The 14,877-nt window shown below is 41.4% G+C and carries 16 protein-coding genes; 4 read left to right on the top strand and 12 right to left on the bottom strand.

The features are described from left to right. The first annotated feature begins 127 nt into the window (after nt 1-127). Nucleotides 128-1,180 (top strand): 2,3-butanediol dehydrogenase, encoded by a 1,053-nt coding sequence (locus tag NSQ55_RS14125; RefSeq protein ID WP_076129368.1) that lies wholly within the window; start codon nt 128-130, stop codon nt 1,178-1,180. Between the two features lie 687 nt (nt 1,181-1,867). Here the strand turns inward: NSQ55_RS14125 and NSQ55_RS14120 are convergent. Beyond that, on the bottom strand, nt 1,868-2,464 hold the full coding sequence (locus NSQ55_RS14120) for a GNAT family N-acetyltransferase (protein WP_339174077.1): 597 nt from the start codon (nt 2,462-2,464) through the stop codon (nt 1,868-1,870). Continuing rightward, a complete protein-coding gene (locus NSQ55_RS14115; RefSeq protein WP_076185867.1) occupies nt 2,461-3,141 on the bottom strand; it encodes an HAD family hydrolase in 681 nt (226 codons plus the stop codon). Before NSQ55_RS14115 ends, NSQ55_RS14120 begins: the two co-directional genes overlap by 4 nt. A gap of 129 nt (nt 3,142-3,270) precedes the next feature. Here NSQ55_RS14115 and NSQ55_RS14110 point away from each other — a divergent pair, with 129 nt between their 5' ends. Continuing rightward, nucleotides 3,271-3,765 carry a DUF6803 family protein gene (locus NSQ55_RS14110; RefSeq protein ID WP_339174075.1) on the top strand — a complete coding sequence of 165 codons (495 nt, stop codon included), beginning with the start codon at nt 3,271-3,273 and terminating at the stop codon, nt 3,763-3,765. Between the two features lie 78 nt (nt 3,766-3,843). Here the strand turns inward: NSQ55_RS14110 and NSQ55_RS14105 are convergent, their stop codons facing one another. Continuing rightward, nucleotides 3,844-5,292, bottom strand: a complete 1,449-nt coding sequence (locus NSQ55_RS14105) for a DHA2 family efflux MFS transporter permease subunit (RefSeq protein WP_339174072.1) — start codon at nt 5,290-5,292, stop codon at nt 3,844-3,846. Between the two features lie 153 nt (nt 5,293-5,445). On the opposite strand from NSQ55_RS14105, the gene NSQ55_RS14100 reads away from it, so the two are divergent. Continuing rightward, complete coding sequence (locus NSQ55_RS14100) at nt 5,446-5,994, top strand: PadR family transcriptional regulator (RefSeq protein WP_076129363.1); 549 nt, start codon at nt 5,446-5,448, stop codon at nt 5,992-5,994. A 60-nt stretch (nt 5,995-6,054) separates the two neighbouring features. Here NSQ55_RS14100 and NSQ55_RS14095 read toward each other — a convergent pair whose 3' ends face one another. The 5 genes from NSQ55_RS14095 to msrA form a co-directional block, all read right to left on the bottom strand. Then, nucleotides 6,055-7,452 (bottom strand): HAMP domain-containing sensor histidine kinase, encoded by a 1,398-nt coding sequence (locus NSQ55_RS14095; RefSeq protein ID WP_339174069.1) that lies wholly within the window; start codon nt 7,450-7,452, stop codon nt 6,055-6,057. Next, entirely contained in the window at nt 7,449-8,156 is a 708-nt protein-coding gene (locus tag NSQ55_RS14090) for a response regulator transcription factor (RefSeq protein ID WP_339174068.1), read from the bottom strand. The genes NSQ55_RS14095 and NSQ55_RS14090 overlap by 4 nt, the downstream gene beginning before the upstream one ends. A 97-nt stretch (nt 8,157-8,253) precedes the next feature. Then, nucleotides 8,254-8,811 (bottom strand): hypothetical protein, encoded by a 558-nt coding sequence (locus tag NSQ55_RS14085; protein ID WP_339174066.1) that lies wholly within the window; start codon nt 8,809-8,811, stop codon nt 8,254-8,256. Nucleotides 8,812-8,825: 14 nt separating this feature from the next. Further along, a complete protein-coding gene (locus NSQ55_RS14080) occupies nt 8,826-9,443 on the bottom strand; it encodes a hypothetical protein (RefSeq protein ID WP_339174063.1) in 618 nt (205 codons plus the stop codon). Between the two features lie 169 nt (nt 9,444-9,612). Next, nucleotides 9,613-10,125 (bottom strand): peptide-methionine (S)-S-oxide reductase MsrA, encoded by a 513-nt coding sequence (gene msrA / locus NSQ55_RS14075; protein ID WP_339174060.1) that lies wholly within the window; start codon nt 10,123-10,125, stop codon nt 9,613-9,615. Nucleotides 10,126-10,286: 161 nt separating this feature from the next. Here msrA and NSQ55_RS14070 point away from each other — a divergent pair, with 161 nt between their 5' ends. Next, nucleotides 10,287-11,195, top strand: coding sequence for an aldo/keto reductase (locus NSQ55_RS14070; protein ID WP_339174058.1), 909 nt, complete (start codon nt 10,287-10,289; stop codon nt 11,193-11,195). A 342-nt stretch (nt 11,196-11,537) separates the two neighbouring features. On the opposite strand, the gene NSQ55_RS14065 is transcribed toward NSQ55_RS14070, so the two are convergent. The 4 genes from NSQ55_RS14065 to NSQ55_RS14050 all read right to left on the bottom strand — a co-directional run bounded on the left by NSQ55_RS14065 (nt 11,538) and on the right by NSQ55_RS14050 (nt 14,876). Next, the gene (locus NSQ55_RS14065) at nt 11,538-12,230 is read right to left on the bottom strand and encodes a class I SAM-dependent methyltransferase (RefSeq protein WP_076275684.1); all 693 of its coding nucleotides are present in this window, start codon (nt 12,228-12,230) and stop codon (nt 11,538-11,540) included. A 108-nt stretch (nt 12,231-12,338) separates the two neighbouring features. Then, nucleotides 12,339-12,737, bottom strand: a complete 399-nt coding sequence (locus tag NSQ55_RS14060; protein ID WP_036678138.1) for an Rrf2 family transcriptional regulator — start codon at nt 12,735-12,737, stop codon at nt 12,339-12,341. Nucleotides 12,738-13,025: 288 nt separating this feature from the next. Next, entirely contained in the window at nt 13,026-14,111 is a 1,086-nt protein-coding gene (locus NSQ55_RS14055; protein WP_339174052.1) for a CHAP domain-containing protein, read from the bottom strand. 75 nt (nt 14,112-14,186) lie between these two features. After that, nucleotides 14,187-14,876 (bottom strand): hypothetical protein, encoded by a 690-nt coding sequence (locus NSQ55_RS14050; RefSeq protein WP_076302003.1) that lies wholly within the window; start codon nt 14,874-14,876, stop codon nt 14,187-14,189. Nucleotide 14,877: the final 1 nt, after the last annotated feature.

Raw genomic sequence — 14,877 nt, 5'->3', positions numbered from 1 at the left:
TAATATTTTCATTATTTAAATTTGACAATATGAAAATTATGTGACATATTTGTTCTCGGAAACGTTTCCTCTTTTCCAGAAATAAAATACTATTTATTATCAATTATTAATCTAGGAGATGAATGATATGCAAGCATTAAGATGGCATAACGTCAAAGATCTACGGTTAGAAACGATTGAAGAACCAGCAGCCCTTGAAGGAAAAGTGAAAATCAAAATTGAATGGTGCGGAATTTGTGGCAGCGATCTTCACGAATATGTAGCCGGCCCTATTTTCATTCCCCAAGGAACAGATCATCCCCTTACTGGTGAAAAAGCTCCAGTCGTAATGGGACATGAATTCTCTGGACAAATCGTAGAAGTAGGTCAAGGCGTTAGCAAGTTTAATGTTGGTGATCGCGTCGTCGTCGAGCCTGTTTTCGCATGTGGTGAATGTGTGGCTTGTCGACAAGGTAAATATAATCTTTGTGAAAAAATGGGCTTCCTAGGTTTGGCTGGTGGTGGCGGTGGATTCTCAGAATACGTCGCAGCAGACCAACATATGGTGCACAAAATTCCAGACAGCTTATCCTATGAACAAGGTGCTCTCGTGGAACCTTCTGCCGTTGCTCTACACGCTGTTCGTTCCAGTCAACTGAAGGTTGGAGATAAAGCTGTAGTATTCGGTGCTGGCCCAATCGGTTTGCTGGTCATTGAAGCTTTGAAAGCATCCGGCGCTGCTGAAATCTATGTAGTAGAACTTTCCGAGGAACGTAAGAGTAAAGCTGAAGAGCTTGGTGGTATTGTAATCGATCCTAAACAATATGATGTGGTCGAAGAAATTCAAAAACGTACCGATGGTGGCGTAGATGTTGCGTTTGAAGTGACAGGTGTACCTCCCGTTCTAACCCAAGCCATTAATTCCACTAAATTGAGTGGACAAATCATGATCGTTAGTATTTTCGAAAAAGATGCTACGATTACTCCAAACAATATCGTACTTAAAGAACGCAACTTAACTGGTATCATTGGTTACCGTGATGTTTTCCCAGCTGTAATTAGCTTGATGGAACAAGGGTACTTCCCTGCTGAAAAACTTGTTACTAAGAGAATTAAACTGAATGAAGTGATTGATCACGGGTTTGAGGCTCTTTTGAAAGAAAAAAATCAAGTGAAAATCCTTGTAAGTCCTAAACAATAACCATAAGCAGCCTATTGGCTGAATCATAAAAGAAGGCGCTGCTCCAAGCAGCTCTTTCTAGAATTTGTAGCGGTCTCTGTTATTAAAAAACAACCAGGCAGCGATTCTCCGGGATTGGAGTATCACTGCCTGGTGTTTTTGATCTGTGGGGGGTGTTTAAGCAAATTTATGGGCAAATCCTTATACGCTCTGGCTTAACTCGCTTAATCATCCGCTGATCCACCAAGTATATTCATCCTCACTAAGCAGGAGTTGCAAGTCTGATGCCTTGAAGAAATCCTTTCAGACAGAACGTAGCTTCCGGTGCATTCCCTCTTGTTATACTTCTAGCACCTAATTTAAAGGATTCGAATGAGATAATGGAGAGTGATATAGGGTAAATGTGAAATAACTGTATTCTGTACACTTATTCCGTGTGCAAAAGTAACTATTCTTGTTTTAATTGTATTCTGTACAATTAAAACCCTGAAAATCCACCTATAAGAAATTAAATGAGGAATATAGATGTACTAAATACAGTTATATCTATGCCCCGACCAATTAAGGAATTATAGTTGTACAAAATACAATTAAACGCTCACTTTGCTTTAACAAATTGCTTCCGTCACCACTCTGATTCATCAATTATAAATGAAGTGTAGCTCCCTATGGAACGGCCCTTAGCCCGTTTGTTTGCTTCATCTATACTTATGCGTATTTATCATTTATCAAATAATGCAGATTCTCTTTTACAGCAGGCCATTCGGTATCCAATATGCTAAAGACCACATTATCATGAATCGATCCGTCAGACTTGATTCTATGCTTGCGCAGAACCCCTTCTTTAACCGCCCCTATTCGTTCTACTGCTCTTTGTGACCTCAAGTTGTTCGCGACCACTGTAAATTCTACGCGGATCAGCTTTAGTTCTTCAAAACAATAGTGTAGCAGCAGCGACTTGCCTTCTGTGTTCACACTAGTTCTCCAATAGTCTGGTGAGATCCAGGTACATCCAATTTCAGCGTTACGATGAACCAAATCCGGATGCATAATACGAGTGGTTCCGATAATTCGCTCCGTTGCTTTATCAATGATAGTAAAGGTAATTTGTGAACCGTTCTTTTGATTCGCTAAAGCTGTTGAGATTAATCCTTGCACCTGCTCGTCCGACGTTATTTTTCGCCAGGTAAATTCCCAGATGTCTGGATTTCTTAACACTTTCGCCAATCCTTCTGCATGACTTTCATCTATTGGAACCAGCTTAATCGATTTCCCGTCAAGTATTACAGTATTCATAACACTCATTTGGTGCACCGTTCTCTCAATGAAATATGCTGAATGATATCTGCAATTTCTTCCACACGAAAGGCGATATGGTCTGCTCCGGCTTGTTCAAGCTCCTCCTTGGGACCATAACCAAAAGTCACTCCAATGGATTCGACACCACAGCCAATAGCACCGATGATATCATGCTTACGGTCTCCTATCATTACCGCTTCCTCTGGATGTATATCATTCTCATCAAGCACGTACTGAATAACCTCTTGCTTCTTAGAACGGGTACCGTCCAGATTACTTCCTCCGATATGTTTGAAATAATGATCGAGCTTATAATGCTCAAGAATCTGTGCTGCAAAAACAGTCGGTTTGGAGGTTGCTACATACAATGAGTATCCATTCGTCTTAAGTCCCTCCAGCAATTGGGGTATACCTTCAATCACCATATTCTCAAATAATCCCGTGGCACTGTAACGCTCCCGGTAAAAAGCAACCGCTTGAAGCGCTTGTTCCTCAGTGAAATGGTGCAGCTCGATAAAAGAATCATATAACGGAGGACCTATGTAAGGAAGAAGCTCATCCAAATGTTCGATCTGTATATCAAATTTGTTCAAAGCATATTCTACGCTTTTGGTGATGCCTTCTTTGGGGTCTGTTAAAGTACCATCTAAATCAAATAAAATGTTTTGTAATCCTCTTCCCACGGTTGTCTTGCTCCCCTCGACTGTTATTATTGCATATATTTATCATACCTTCGTTTCCACATACTTTCCACATACTTCTCGAATACGATAAGTAACCGAAGCTATTACATATTATCGGAGGAGTATCTTATGAACATGACGCATTACATGTCTTTGCTAGCGGACAACCAGCCTTGGAACTTGATTATATTCATGGCAATCCCCGTGATTTTCGCTGAGACGATTACCATTACAGAGTTTATTATTTTGTTCACCAAGAATCTAACAGGCCCGCTACGATCCTTCAACAAAGTCTGCAGCATACTCGCAGGGATATATTTCACAGGTGTATTCCTCTACTTGTTCCTAACTGCGTTTATTCCTTTGTCTGTGAATGGGGATTGGCACACATGGGTTGATATCGTAGCCGTGGGCTTCTATTTAAGCGGAGTACTCTTCTTATTGCCACAAGCTTTGTTAGATCTTGGTCTGATTGCCCGTAAACGATCGGAAGAGCACAAGATGAAGCTGCATTTTCTGCTTATTAGTGGATTCTTGGTCGTGGCGCATATCGCGATGATATTCGGGATGATTAATCCGGAAATTGTAGGCAGTATGAGTGGCATGGGCGATATGATGCATTAAAGTTTATTAACATAACGTAATCTAAGTCAAAAAGCAGATCAAGGATAAACCCTTGATCTGCTTTTTTTATCGCACCGGTCATCCCGCGTTTTGTACAGTTACCACAGTACGCTTCTTGCGTAATAAAAACATCAGTGGAAATCCAAACAACACAATAATGGAACCCACCACGAAAACATCATTCACCCCCATCGTGAACGATAGTAAACGTATCGAATCTGTATTACTTGCGCCGGATCTGATCAACTCTTTAGAGTGGAGTAAAGATCTACTCGACAGCATGGAGGTGAATACTGCAATCCCAAGTGAACTTAACACATTGCGGACCCAGTTATTGATCGACGTAGCATGCCCAGACCATTCGACGGGAATTTCCTCCATTGAGGCTGTACTGCTTGGAACATTGGCTAGTCCAATGCCGAGATTACGAACGACCATCGCCCACATAATAAAGCTATAAGATATGTTCGTTTGCAGCCGACTAAGCATGAATAAACCGATGAATATAAATAAAATACCCGCAGAAATCAACTTCACAGGTCCGAACTTTGGATACAGCTTACCTACGATTGGACTCAGCAAGGCAAGGAGGATCGAGGACGGCAATAAAATCAGCCCTGTTTTAAGCGTTGTAGCCCCTTCTACCGTTTGTAAGAACAAAGGGGTTAAATAGGTTCCGGCATACATCGCAATCGTAACTAAACTATAGATACTAAGCATGGCGGTAAAACGGCGATTACGGAATACACGCAAATTCAGCAGAGGTACCTCCGCCTTCAGCTCGCGCAAAACAAACAAAGCTAACAATACAACTCCCAAAAGGATTAACGATAAGGTTTTCCACGAAGTCCATCCCCAGCTATTGCCTTGGCTAAATGCAGTTAATAATGATAAACTACCGAGGACAACGGTAAGGAAACCAGGAATATCAAATGACTTCGGAATATTCATTCGATAATATGGAATTAACGTTAGGGTTAGAATAACAGCTATGATTCCAATAGGGATGTTAATTAAGAATAACCAATGCCAGCTGGCATATTGGAGCAGCCACCCGCTAAACGTTGGTCCTATGGCTGGCGCGACCATCGCGGATAACGACCAGAGGCTTACTGCAAAAGGTCTGCGTTCTCCCGGTATTACTTGAAATATGATGGTCATTGTACAAGCCATGATGAGACCGCTGCACGAACCCTGTAGCATCCGAAATACAATTAATGATGTTGGATCCCATGCTAAAGCACAAAGCAAAGAGAACATGGTGAATCCCATCAAGGCGAAAAGATAAAGCTTTTTGTAGCTGAATCTTCCTCCGAGATATCCGGCGAGTGGTGCGGTTACTCCTGTCGCCAGCATAAAACCCGTGACCATCCATTGCATGGTGTTCAGACTCGTATTGAAATGATCCATTAAAAGAGGAACAGCAATGTTGATCGTCGTTGTACTTAAGACAGAGACGAAATTTCCGAAGAATATGGCAATCATGATCGGCCAAAAATGTATTTTGCTTGCTTGATTTTCTTCCATGCTTCCCCTCCTCATTATTTTTTATATGTCTACTTTTACATATATAAGGTGACTTGAATAATGTTATAATCGTATGATCAATATGTCAATGATGACATATCCCCGAAAAATTCAATGAAAACGGATTTATAATAACTGGAGGGCTTTATAGTAATGAATACACTGTCTTATGGACTTCTAGCTTTACTTAGCGCTAACTCATTGTCTGGATATGAATTAACTCAGAATATCAAGCCGCTCTGGCGTGCTGGACATAGTCAAATCTACCCTCTATTAATGAGCATGGAGCAGCAAGGTTATATCACCTTTAAGCTCATTGAACAGACCGATAAACCGGATAAAAAAGAATACTCCATTACGAAAGCAGGACTGGAGCAATTGCGGCAATGGGTGGAAACTACTGCAGAGCCTCCGGTGCTACGGGATGAGCTGCATTTTAAGCTGTATAGCTTATGGCTATCCAACCCGGAAGAAGCCAAGGACCTATTGCTAAAACGTGCAGAGTTTTGTAAAAGTGAGCTGGAGCGATACAAGGTTTTGCTCAAAGCAAACGAAGTCTTACGTGATGAACGCGGTGAGACGCGTGAGTTAAAAGCCACCACTTTTGGACGTTATTTACTGATCCACAAACGTGTGCTTGATATGGAGAGCTCTATACAATTTTGCGAATGGGCACTTGAAGAGCTTGAGTCGAATAAATAACATTATAAACATGCAAAAAAGAGACCTCATTTTGTATCTGAAGTCTCTTTTTACTTACATTTATTCGGATTTAGATAGATTAAATAGTTGCACCTCGCAACGAGTACCCGCTCCAGGCTGACTCATCATTCGAATCTTGCCTCCATGCAATTCCACCAGCTTTTTAACAATGGAAAGTCCCAGACCTGAACCTCCGTATTGTCTTGAACGTGATTTCTCTACCCGGTAGAAACGCTCGAAGATATAGGGAAGCTCTTCCTCAGGAATACCTATTCCTGTATCTTCAACTATTAGAGTTGCAGCATCCGCTGCAAATTCCACATGAATAATAATCTCGCCTTCATCCGTATAACGAATTGCATTTTCCAGAAGGTTCATTATAATCTGTTCCATACGTTTTTGATCTCCACGGATCATATACGCATATCCGCTAAGCTGAAGCTTCAGCTGTAACCCCTTCTCTTTTGCTTTCAGTTCAACTCTGCGCACGGCTTGTTCCGTTAGCTGACTGAGATCGATCCACTCTTGGGTAAGTGTAACCTTTCCTTCCTCCATCTTTGCCAGTTCAAATAAATCATCCACCAGATGCTGGAGCCGATGTGCTTCCTGATGAATGATATCCAAGTATAGATCCCTTTCCCCCTCGGTCTCGTAAAGCCCATCTTTTATAACCTTGGTGTACCCCTCCAAATATGTAATGGGCGTTCTCAGCTCATGTGAGATATTTGCCAGAAATTCCTGCCTTGTATCCCTGTATCGTTGTAGATCGACAGCCAGATCATTTATGGCTGCAGCCAAAAAACCAATCTCATCGTTACTACGTATAGAAAGTCTCGTTTCCAGCTCGCCAGCCGCGATTTTCCGGGTTGCCTTTTGCATCTTGATCAGAGGTCTAGACAAAATCATGGCGATCACACCAGTGATCCCTAAAGCCAATATAAAAGCCCCTATTCCTGCAATCAGCAGGAGGTTCCGGATGGAAGCCAAAGATTGCTTCATACTCTCTGTAGAGGACATTACATAAAGTGCAGACTGAGTTGTATCCCCCTCCATTATTGGTTTTCCAATGATAAAATAAGAATGTCCAGCAGGATCTTTATACTCAAAATCAACACTTTTCCCAGCAAAAATCCTACTAACATCCGAAGCATGGATGAATGAACGATCCATACGATCATGCACACCCGAGTGGAGTATCATTTTGCCATCCTTCGAGATATTAAAGATACTGACATCCGAAAATTCTGCAAAGGTACTCATCATCTGCTCGTTTGAACTATCCTGCGATTCCGCCATTCCAATAAAATGTGAGGTGAGTTCCTCCGTCTCTTTTTGCATCTCGTTGTAATAGAAGCTTGTAAACATCCGGTCTATAGTAATTCCAAGAACAAGCAAAACAACCACAAAAACAGACATAATAACAAAACCGAGCTTAAGTCCGATGATGTTATTTTTCATACCTGATTACCGGGAGCATGAAATTTATAACCTAATCCCCACACCGTTTGAACCGGATTATAGGCTAGGCCTGCTTTATGTAGTTTCTCGCGGATATTCTTAATATGGGTGTCAATAACACGATTCTCCCCCTCATAATTATTCCCCCATAATCGCTCCACCAGTTCTTCTCTCGTAAAAACCCGGGTAGTATTTTGCGCCAAAGTGGCCAGTAGATCAAACTCCTTGAGCGTGAATTCAATGGATGTATCCTGAATATGTACCTCCCTAGCTTCTGGGTATATTTTAAAATTAGGGTATGTGAGCACCTTTTCCTGAGATTGCCAGGCAAATGTAAGTGTTGAACGCCGCAGCAGAGAATAAATCCTAGCCACTAATTCTTCCGGCTCAAACGGTTTAGTAAGATAATCATCTGCACCTATACCGAGACCACGTACCTTATCCTTGGTTTCAGAACGTGCGGTTAGCATTAGAATTGGGATAGAGCTTGTCTCCCTCACCAGCTTGCAGACCTGCCAGCCATCCATATCCGGCATCATCACATCCAGCAAGATTAGGTCAAAGCTGTGTTGTTTCAACAGTTGAAGTGCCTCATGACCCGTTGACGCCTCTTTTGTAGACATCCCTTCTTTACTTAAATAAATCCGCAATAAATTCCGCATGTTCCATTCATCATCTACGATCAGTATCTGTAGCTTATTCAAGCCGTTCACCCTCTTTATGACCTAGTTCTTCTCATTATACAAAAAAACACAGAACAAGCCGACATCATCCCTAAATGATGCCAGCCTCTGATTATGGTTAGTGGCCGGAATGCAGATTGCCTCCTGCAGCAGGTGAGATTTCTAGCATGTCATCGATTTCACTTTGTGCTCGCTCATTTATTGTAAGGTTATCCCCAGTTATCCAAGCATGATTGTAAGGACCTTCTGCTGGTGAATCTTGAAATTTAGGTTGAAGCTCCATCATATACTCCATTACTGAATCTGGCAGCCCGTCTTTTTCCGTAAAAATAAGCGGCGCATGTTTCCCCAAATGAGAAAAAGGCGCAGCGGCGATAGCTATCATCGTTGAATCCGTGGTTAACAAAGACAGGTTATGACCGGGTGTATTGATTCCCCAGCCGAATCCGTTATTGGCATCCTTAAAACTTGCAAAAGCTATAGCGTTCTTAAAAACATCTTCTCCAGCTATACGGAGAACTGTTCCGTATTCTTTTAATTGCTTTTCTACATCTGCTGAGACAATGTCTTCTGGTCCTAGGATGTAAATGGTTGCGCTACCTCCACGTTCTTTTAAAGCCTCGACCGTTGAGTTAGGAATTTCGTCTTTGGTTACAAAGAGAAGAGGTTCAGGCATATGTGCGATCCAATTCACTGCGGCAACGTGTACTCAGGGCTATCCATAGAACCAATAATGACCGACTTTGGAAGTTCACCCGCTGCTTTGGCGTAATAAGTATCTATAGCCTGAGCTACTGCCGCTGGCTCATCCCCTTCTATCCGGTCTACTTTTAAATCAATGGCCTTTAATTGTTGTTCGACATTGGATGCCATAGGCCCAACAAGCACTACCTGAACCCCTTTATTGCCTTCAGCACCTATTGGATTCAGTCGCTTAAGTTCAGCGAGAGTAACCTCAGGAACCCCTTCTTTTGTGGTATACAGTACAGGCCCATTACTGGGATGATGAATCAAATCTGCACTAACTGCGGCGATCTGCCAATTACTCACATCCGTCAAAACTACACTTGAAGGTCTATTATTCTTTGTTTGCGCAGTCCATAAAGTCTGAGAAACTAACACTGCGGCTTGAATCGGATCTGAAGTGTTAATACGAGTAGTATTCTTCGTAGCTATCCATGGTTGCTCCACCGTTGCAGAACTAGCTTGCGAATTAACCTTAGATGGAGAATTATTGCCTGATTGGCAGCTTGTTAACACTGTACTCAAAAGCAAACTAACGGCAACAAATGGTATGATTTTTTTCATCCTAAACCCTCCTGTGTGATGTTCTCGCTTGATTTAGAGTAGTTTAGTCTACAAATGTGTGGAAAGTATGTAGAATTTAAAATAAATAAAATTTGTATATAATGCAAAAAGAGCATCCCGTAAGCCATGAATGACTCAGGATGCTCTTGGTTTAAAGTTTTTTCAACACTTACCAGTGTTTAGCGATAAAAGTATCCCGACCGGATTGCTCCCGATCTTCTTTGTAGTGCTTGGGATTCTTATGATGATAATCCTGATGATACTCTTCTGCACGATAAAAAGCTGGCGCCGGAAGAATTTCCGTAACGACTGGACCGGAGAATCTGCCGCTGCCCGCAACCTGTTCCTTCGAGGCAAGAGCTGCTAAACGCTGTTCTTCATTATAATAGAAGATCGCTGTCCGGTACTGAGTTCCTCGATCCTGGAATTGCCCACCATCATCGGTAGGGTCAATCTGAGGCCAATATAATTCAAGCAGCTTCTCGTATGAAAAAAGCGCTGGATCAAACGTAATCTGCACAACCTCGTAATGCCCCGTTGTTCCGGTTTTGACTTCTTCGTAGGTTGGATTCTCAGTTAACCCTCCCGCATATCCCGATACAATTCCTTGAATGCCTGGTAATTCCTCAAACGGTGTCACCATGCACCAAAAACATCCGCCTGCAAACATCGCTTGTTCCATATGATCCAATCTCTCCCTATCTATCTTCATCTAATAAATAATATATGCTATGACGATAAAGCCAAAAGATCATAAAGTCAATGGAAGTCCGAAGCACCATTAGAATTCAATTCTCCAAAACGTTATAATATAACAACAACAGAAGTAGAAAGGAATGCGCTATGAGAAAAAATCGTTTAGGACAATCCGATTTGTATGTAAGTGAAATAGGACTTGGCTGTATGTCTTTGGGTACGGATGAGGCGAAAGCCATTTCCATTGTTCATGAAGCACTCGATCAAGGAATCAATTTTGTTGATACAGCAGATCTTTATGATGAGGGCCGTAATGAAGAGATTATTGGCCAAGCCATTCGTCAACATCGACAGGATGTAATCCTGACCACAAAAGTTGGCAACCGCAGAATTCCCGGCCAAGATGGCTGGAGCTGGGATCCTTCAAAAGCCTATATTAAAAATGCAGTCAAAGATAGTCTCAAACGGCTGCAAACCGATTACATCGATCTATACCAGCTGCATGGCGGCACTATTGAAGATCCAATTGAAGAAACGATTGAAGCTTTTGAAGAACTTAAGCAAGAGGGTCTTATCCGCTATTATGGGATCTCTTCTATTCGTCCTAATGTAATTAGAGAATATGTGAAAAAATCAAATATCGTAAGTGTTATGAGCCAATATAGCATTTTAGATCGACGTCCTGAGGAAGAAATCCTTCCTCTGCTAGCTAAGCATGGAATTAGCATGATCGCACGCGGGCCTTTAGCAGGGGGCATACTGTCAGAGCGTGGTCGCAGCAAAGCCGAGAAGAATTACTTAGATTACAGTAGTGAGGAACTTCTGAATTTGCATGATCAGCTTTCGCAGGAAACTAGTGACTCGCGCAATCTTGCACAAACAGCGCTTCATTATCCACTAGCTAATCCATCTGTAGCCGTTATTATTCCTGGGGCAAGCAGTCTGGAGCAATTAAAAAGCAATGTAATGGCTGCTGATGTAGCTCCACTCACTTCGGAGGAACTTGCAGACATTCAGCGGATAAGCAAAGCAAATCGTTACAAGCTTCATGTATAGATTAGTCACTTTCGTTAAAAACAATGGGGTGTCCATAGCCATACAATGGCTGTTGGGCACCCCCTACTTTTTGGAGCTACCTGATCGCTGAACTAATCCTTAAACTTGGTTTAATTAAGTACTAATCACACTTATGAATCGCACTATAGGACATAGTTGACCTTATACGCTACTTTTTCCTATATTAAGGGTGCTCGCGGACTCCATAGTCGCTATGAGCATGATAATCACCATATATCACCCTCTATTTAAGAAATAGCAGCACTGGAGTCCGAAATCATGCTCCAACGCCTAAATATATACAAATAACGTCATCTGGGTCCGGGTCCGAAAGTATTCAAGTCACTCCGCGTGACACATCCAGCCTGCCATAATTCCAGTAGAATAAAATCGAGTGATTCTCGTGAAGCCTGATTCTTTCAATAACTCTTCAATTTGTTTTTCAGGAAGGAAAGAGATTTTCGTAATATTGCTACTTACATTATCAAACGCTTCGGGAGATTCATACCCTGCAACCCAAAAGCTTTTCCATACGTTTATTCTGTCGTGGAGTTCAGGATCATCCAAATCTCCATATGCACTTACGAGAACAAATGGAGCACCCGGTTTCAGATTATCCTTTATGGAGCGAAGTAATTTCAATTTTTCCTGAACATCATGGATGAAATGAAGGACCAAAATACAACTTGCCACATCGAACTTTGAGTCCTGCTGAGGAAGATCATCGATTGTCCCAGGAATCAGACTGACACGGCTCTCTAAGCCCAGTTCATCTATCTTTAATTTCGCGATCTTAAGCATATCTTCCGAAGGATCCACTCCAGTAAATGTCCAGTTTGGGTTAGATGGCCCCCATGCCGAAAATTCATTTCCTCCCCCCGCACCGACCACGAGCATAGATACAGGGATGTCACCTAACTCGAAGCGAAAATAAGATTGGATCATCGAAAATAATGAATCATAAGAGGGAATCGAAATATGAGTGGTTTTTTCATAGGTCGCCCTCTTGGCATTTAATTTTTGCTCTTCAGTCATTGTAATCATCCTCCATTGTTTTAAACTTCACATTTCAATATCAAAACCCACATTAAAGTCATTACGGATTTATATTGTCTCTAATAACCCCGAAAAAAGAACGGATCTTTACTCCGTCTTCATCGTTTTTGCCAAATCTGCAATTTTCGTGTTCTCTAAGTACTGCTCCATCTGTCGCTCAGCGTCAATCACAACCTGTTGAATCAGACATTCACTTCCGTGATCTAGACTGCATTCAAAAAAGGAAGCCGTTCCTTCGATTGCATGGATAATATCCAAAAAAGATATTTCTTCCGACTTGCGTCTGAGACGATAACCACCATTAGCACCAGGTGCAGATTGAATCAATCCAGCCTTCACTAGCTTAGTCATCATTTTGGACAGATAGGTTTGGGAAACACCTAACTTCTCAGCAAGCAATTGAACACCCACCGGCTTATCAGACGCCACCGTCACCATATAGAGCATTGCATGAAGTGCATAATCTGTCGCTTGGGAATATTTCATTCAGCACCTCCATTAACGACTTTAGAAATCTATGATAACTCTAACATTGCTAAAAGGCAAGTATGTTTGCTTTTTAAAAGAGAAGAAGCTCAAGAATCTTTGTCCCAAGCTGGCTCATTTTTTGCTTCAAAAGTAACGATAAAAACCGGAGTTTTATATAGATGTTTTTGCTGTTGCAGCGTATTTTTTTTCCAGAGCTTGTTCTGAAAACAATTCAAAATTAGGGTTAGACATTAATAAATACTCAGCCATAATATTCTTAACTGTGATCATCCGAATGAACTCCCCTCAACTAATTGGAGTATACTCACCATTAAACTCAAATTCATAGTCATTAGCGATACGGATATAGCCATATACGCAATGCCAGCGATCTCTGTAGAAAACACTGGAATAATTCTGATTATCCCTATTTCCTTCAGCAACTAAGATCTCCTTGTCATCGCATGCTAAAACAATACCTGTATGATCGTGAGGGTCATTAGTTAGCAATTTTTCATAAATCACAATATCACCACGTTGAGGAGTAAACCCCTCTTGCCCGTCAAAATAAAAAAATGCGGTCTCAGGTAGTTGCGCCCACTCTAACCATGCCCCTACGCCAGCTAATCGAAAATCAGCATTCGGATATCGAATCGGCAGCAGAAATCCAGCTTGCATACAGCAGTAATATACAAATGCTGCGCACCAATTGTTTTGTAATACTTTATAAATCGCTTGGTCAGGCCAATATTTACAGATTTCTCGATATCGTTCGTTTCCTGGTATTCCAACAATGTTTTCTTTTCCAAATGTTTCAGCAATATTAGCTAACTTGCCTCGTTTATCCGTAGGCTGGAGAACTTCAGCCCCGCTACTGTAATCTATCTCTTCCAAAAAATCCTCTGGAATCGTCATTTCACGAAGTACATTCCGAAGTCTAGTATTGTCCTGAGGCATTAAGATACAATTCCTATTCTGAAAATATGATTGTAGAACTTGAGCATCCTTTAGAATCTCTTCATAGGGACCCTGAACTTTATTCCTGTCCCCTTGATGGAAGATTGCCTTTAGAATTTGAGTCAGCTCTTCTTTGGTAAACATATTCAAGTCTCTTAATAAAGGCCTTACGGTATCAGCACTGTTGGGACCTGGAAATTCCTTGACTCCGGTTTTGAAGAAATAATAATTATGAAGCAGTCCTATAATGGCTGCCAATTCCTGATTTTGTTCTCTTTTCATGGCAAGCAATGAAGCGAAACTAGACACTCCGTACAGGTGAACACACGCTTCCTGTTTCCATTGTTCGCTACCTATAGACATGATCATTTCTTGAACCAGCACACGCACACTATCGAGGCGCTGGTTCACTTTTGTTATCAGTCGTTGAGTCACTGGAAACCTTCCCTTCCGTTACTACTCAGCTGTAATAATATCAAAACTAATACTGACATGAATCTTTTTATTAATTCAGTCCCTAATGACTTCCTTTTTATGTCCATCCTTGACGAACTCCACACCAAAATAATCGGTATTACCGTTCGCCCCGAATTCAGCAATCCGAGCGTCAGACTTACTCTCAAAGTGAATGTTATGTTTAATATTAGATCTTGGTAACAAGGTAATCTCTTGCGGCTGAACCTCTGCGAATGACCAGATCCCTTGAGGATTACCGTACTCTCGAAAGATTGGACGGATCATAACGGTTTCATTTTGCCCGCCATAGTTGATTAGCCTGATTGTACATTGAACCTGCACAATATCCTCTTGAGTACCGTACATACAGTGCGAATCTTTTTCCAGAAAATCCACAACTTCAATTCCATCATTGTTCATATTCACAAGATAATACAATCGTTCTGTTAGAAATGGATATAATATAATGAAAATGATGATAGCAAGCAAAACGGTTCTGCCTACATATTTTTTATAACACTGTCTAAAGTGCTTTATAGTTAAACTCCCACTGAAAATTAACAAAATGATCCCGAATATTGCTGAATAATGTAAACCATGGTTTGTCGCAGGTTCGCTCCAAGGCGGAATTCCAATGGTTCTGAAGAGGTAATCCCCAAACATAGTACCCTGATGTGTGATTCCCACAAAAACTAAAGAAAAAAGCAAAAATAAAACAGCTATCCAACCTTTACCCTTGGTCATT

The sequence above is a fragment of the Paenibacillus sp. FSL H7-0943 genome, assembly GCF_037963265.1.
Classification (GTDB): Bacteria; Bacillota; Bacilli; order Paenibacillales; family Paenibacillaceae; genus Paenibacillus_AQ; species Paenibacillus_AQ odorifer.
The sequence above is the reverse complement of the archived record's forward strand: the minus strand, read 5'-3'. Positions and strand labels throughout refer to the sequence as shown.